Source organism: Mesorhizobium sp. M7A.F.Ca.AU.002.02.1.1, assembly GCF_003998535.1.
Classification (GTDB): domain Bacteria; phylum Pseudomonadota; class Alphaproteobacteria; order Rhizobiales; family Rhizobiaceae; genus Mesorhizobium; species Mesorhizobium ciceri.
Genome location: NZ_RZPB01000534.1, coordinates 1 through 4,277 on the forward strand (window position 1 = coordinate 1; position 4,277 = coordinate 4,277).

The following is a 4,277-nucleotide window of genomic DNA, read 5'->3' on the forward strand; positions in this document are numbered from 1 at the left end:
CGGCGGATGGTGGCAGCGGAAGGGCTTTTTCTAAGCCTTTCAGCCACCTGAGCTAGTTTGTTGACAAAAAATCCCGCGCCGTCTCGAAGACGGTGCGGGATTTTCTTATCTGGCGCTATTCCGGATCGCGAAAGGCTAAAACGCTTCCTTGATTTTTATGCATGTCGTTGTCCCAAAACCGCTCCGCACCTTTTGGGCGACATGCATCACGGCGCGAAGATCGACCAGTTCATCATCCTGGCCAGCTTTTCCAGCGCGATCGACCCCAGCTTGGAGTTGCCGTTGGCATTGAGGCCGGGCGACCAGACGGCAAGCGACGCCACGCCCGGCACGATGCCCAATATGCCGCCGCCGACGCCGCTCTTGCCGGGGATGCCGACGCGGAAGGCGAAATCGCCGGAGCCATCATAGTGACCGCAGGTCAGCATCATCGCGCCGATGCGGCGTGCCCGTTCGGCCGACACCACGGAATGCCCGGTCGCCGGGTTCTTGCCGCCATTGGCGAGAAAGCGGCCGGCGAGCGCCAGTTGCCGGCAACTCATTGCGATGGCGCAATGGTGGAAGTAGACGCCCAGCGCCAGCTCCGGCGCGTGGTGGAGATTGCCGAAGGATTTCATGTAGTTGGCAAGCGCGAAGTTGCGATAGCCGGTGGCCCGTTCGGACGCCGCGACCTCACGATCGATGATGATCGTTTCGTCGTCGGCGAGGAACTGGATGAAGCGCAGGATTTCGCCGATCGCCTCGCGCGGCTGGTGGCCGGCAAGCAGGATGTCGGAAATGACAATGGCGCCGGCATTGATGAACGGGTTGCGCGGAATGCCGTTCTCATGCTCGAGCTGCACGATCGAGTTGAATGGATTGCCTGACGGTTCGCGGCCTACCCGCTGCCAAAGCGCGTCACCGACATTGCCGAGCGCCAGTGTCAGCGTGAACACTTTCGAGATGCTCTGGATGGAAAATGCCTGGTCGGCATCGCCGGCCATCAGCACGCGGCCGTCATTGGTGACCGCCGCGATGCCGAACTTCTTCGGATCGACCTTGCCCAGCTGCGGAATGTAGGAAGCGACGTCGCCGCGATCGGTGCGCTCGGCCATTTCGGCGGCGACTTCGGCCAATGCCCGATCAAGTTTGGGGGCCTGTTCAAGTTCCGGCATGGTGCTACCTCAACCAGCGTTCGATGCGCACCATTGCCTCGACCATGTCGTCGTGGCTGCCGGCGTAGGAGAAACGCATGGTCCGGTGCCCAGCCTGAGTGTCGAAGTCGCGGCCGGGCGTTGCTGCAACATGCGCCTCGGCCAGCATCTTTCGCGCGAAGGCCATGCTGTCATTGGTATGCCTGGTGACGTCACAGAACGCATAAAAGGCGCCGTCCATGGGCGCCGCCAGCGGAAAGCCGAGTTCCGGCAGGCGTTTCATCAAGAGCTCGCGATTCCAGGCGTAGCGGCCTTTTACCGCCTCCAGTTCCTCGGTCGCCCTGAACGCTTCGATCGCGGCAATCTGCGATAGCTCCGGCGGCGAGATGTAGAGGCTCTGGGCGACGCGCTCGACCGGCCGCACCAGTTCCTGCGGCAGCACCATCCAGCCGATTCGCCAGCCGGTCATGCAGTAATATTTGGAGAAGGAATTGATCACCGTCACATCGCCGCCATAGGCAAGTGCCGTGGTGTCGGGGGCGGCATAGGCCAGCCGGTGATAGATTTCGTCGGAGATGACGGCGATGCCGAGGTCCTGTGCCGTCCTTACCAGAGCCGCCAGTTCATCGGCTGGTATGACCGCGCCGGTTGGATTGGCGGGACTGGCGAAGAGAACGCCTTTCAGCGGCTTTTCACGATGCGCGGCTTCCAAATGGCCGGCATGCAGGTAGGCGGCGTCGCCGAGCTCGATCTCGACCACCTCTATGCCGAGTGCGGCCATGATGTTGCGGTAGGCAGGGTAACCGGGTGCCGCGATGGCGACGCGGTCACCCCGATCGAACATCGCCAGGAAGGCAAGATTGAAGGCGGCCGGCGATCCGGTGGTCACCGCGATCCGGCCGGGCTCGATATCAAGCCCATAGTGATCGGCGTAGTGTCCGGCTATCGCCTTGCGCAAACCTGCCAGTCCGAGCGCGTCGGTGTAGCCGATGCGCCCATCCTGCAGCGCCTTGGCTGCTGCGGCGCGAACCAGAACCGGTGCGGGATCGGAGGGTTGGCCGACGGCCATCGAAACAACCGGCACGCCCTGGGACTTCAGCCGGTTTGCCTCTGCCAGAATGTCCATCGCATGGAAGGGCTCGACATTGCCGCGGCGTGAGAGCGAAACGACCATTTAACCAGTATTCCCGATGACTGACGGCGCCAGGCACTGGCGCATGTGCCGCACAAATGCCCGATTGATGTGAGGATCACAAGTTGAGGAAGTTTCCGGCGCCGACTTTTCATCTTTCGCCCGCTCGTCTACCAGTGGACACATCATGTTGAGCCGACCCAGATCGACGATTGCCCAGGCAGCGCGCGTCTTCGCGACGCTTTCGCTTGGCGTTGCCGTTGCAATGTCGAGCTCGGTCAGCGCCTTCGCCCAGAACGTGCCGGTGGTGCGCGACGCCGAGATCGAGGCGCTGGTGCGCGATTACGCGCGGCCGATCTTCAGGGCGGCCGGCCTGGCGAATGACGGCATCGACATCGTCCTGGTCAACGACCAGAGTTTCAACGCCTTCGTCACCGGGCGTCGGCTGTTCATCAACACCGGCGCGCTGATGACGGCTGAAACGCCCAACGAGATCATCGGCGTCATCGCGCACGAAGCCGGTCATATTGCCGGCGGCCACCAGCAGAAGCTGCGCGACCAGCTCGAACGAGCCAAGACGATGGCCGTCATCGCGACATTGCTTGGCGCCGGCGCCATTGTCGCCGGTGCCACAACCAGCAGCCGCGGTCTCGCCGGCGCCGGCATGGGCGTGGCTGCCGGCGGCGGCGAAATGGCACAGCGCAGCATCCTCGCCTATCAGCGCACCGAGGAGATGACGGCCGACCGCTCGGCGATCACCTATCTCAACGCCACCGGCCAGTCCGGCATGGGCATGCTGAAGACATTCCGCCGCTTCCAGACCGCACTTTCGCTTTCGGGCGCCCAGGTCGATCCGTATCGGATCAGCCATCCGATGCCGCAGGACCGCATCGCCAATCTCGAAGTGCTGGTGAAACAGGACCCCAATGTCGACAGGCCGGACCCGCCCGCGCTGCAGCAGCGCCATGACATGATGCGGGTGAAGATCGCCGTTTACATGGAAGGCCAGGCGGCCGCGTCCCGGCTGATGCGAAAGATGCAAGGAACCCTCGCCGCCCAGTACGGCGACGCCCAGTCGACCTACCTGTTCGGCAACATCGCCGCCGCCCTCGCCAAGACCAATGCACTGATCAAAGCGCAACCGAAGAATGCCTACTTCCAGGAACTGCGCGGCGACATCCTGATGAAAGCCAACAAACCCAAGGAAGCCGCGGACGCCTATGCCAAGGCGGTCAGCCTCGATTCGGCTCGGTCCGGTCTGCTGCCAGTGTCCGTGGGCCAGGCGCTGATGGCCGTCGGCACGCCCGACTCCCTCAAAAAAGCCGTCGTGCAGATCAACAATGGCCTCGGTCGCGACAAGGAAAATTCAGCCGGATATCGCTATCTGGCGCAGGCCTATGGCGAGTTGGGCGACATACCTGGCGCTGAACTTGCCACCGCTGAAAGCCATTTCTATTCCGGCAACTACAAGGATGCGAAGATTTTCGCCATGCGGGCGCAGCAGCAGATGAAACGCGGCGAGCCGCGCTGGCTTCGCGCCCAGGATATCATAAACTACAAGCCATCAACCAAGATCAAGTGAACCTTCCGGCCCCGCGCCACGACATAGCCAGACCGGAAAACAGGCAGAAGGAACAGGAACGATGAAAAAGGCACTGCTGCTGGGCACCACGGGGGTTGCGGTCGCTCTGGCCATGCTGGCTTTCGGATTCGTTGCCGGAAACCCGCAGATCGCCAAGGCCGGGACCGCACAGCCGGTCGAGACGGCGGCGGCCGATACCAAGATCGACCGCACCGAGGTCGAAGGCATCATCCGCGACTATTTGTTGAAAAACCCGGAAGTTCTTCTGGAGGTCCAGGACGCGCTTGAGGCCAAGCAGAAGGAAGAGCAGCGCATCGCTCATCTCGGCGTGATCAAGGATGCCAAGGACCAGATTTTCAACTCCGCCTTCGACGGCGTCGTCGGCAATCCGACCGGCAAGGTCACCATCGTCGAGTTCTACGACTATAAT

Annotated in this window: 3 protein-coding genes and 1 pseudogene; 2 read left to right on the forward strand and 2 right to left on the reverse strand. The window is 62.3% G+C overall.

The genetic code is table 11. From position 1 onward, the window contains the following. Window positions 1-206: 206 nt before the first annotated feature. Together EN879_RS26010 and EN879_RS26015 are read right to left on the reverse strand one after the other, a co-directional pair. A complete protein-coding gene (locus tag EN879_RS26010) occupies window positions 207-1,154 on the reverse strand; it encodes a glutaminase (protein ID WP_013531363.1) in 948 nt (315 codons plus the stop codon). A gap of 4 nt (window positions 1,155-1,158) precedes the next feature. Further along, window positions 1,159-2,307 carry an aminotransferase class I/II-fold pyridoxal phosphate-dependent enzyme gene (locus tag EN879_RS26015; protein WP_063168093.1) on the reverse strand — a complete coding sequence of 383 codons (1,149 nt, stop codon included), beginning with the start codon at window positions 2,305-2,307 and terminating at the stop codon, window positions 1,159-1,161. 145 nt (window positions 2,308-2,452) lie between these two features. Between EN879_RS26015 and EN879_RS26020 the strand changes: the two genes are divergently transcribed. Together EN879_RS26020 and EN879_RS26025 are read left to right on the forward strand one after the other, a co-directional pair. After that, window positions 2,453-3,847, forward strand: coding sequence for a M48 family metalloprotease (locus EN879_RS26020; protein ID WP_013531361.1), 1,395 nt, complete (start codon window positions 2,453-2,455; stop codon window positions 3,845-3,847). Window positions 3,848-3,908: 61 nt separating this feature from the next. Next, a pseudogene (locus tag EN879_RS26025) lies at window positions 3,909-4,277 on the forward strand (DsbA family protein); the annotation flags it as partial.

Excerpts from the sequence above, each read along its gene's own strand:
- EN879_RS26020 (WP_013531361.1), top strand. The coding sequence starts at position 2,453 with ATGTTGAGCCGACCCAGATCGACGATTGCCCAGGCAGCGCGCGTCTTC.
- EN879_RS26010 (WP_013531363.1), bottom strand. The coding sequence starts at position 1,154 with ATGCCGGAACTTGAACAGGCCCCCAAACTTGATCGGGCATTGGCCGAA.
- EN879_RS26015 (WP_063168093.1), bottom strand. The coding sequence starts at position 2,307 with ATGGTCGTTTCGCTCTCACGCCGCGGCAATGTCGAGCCCTTCCATGCG.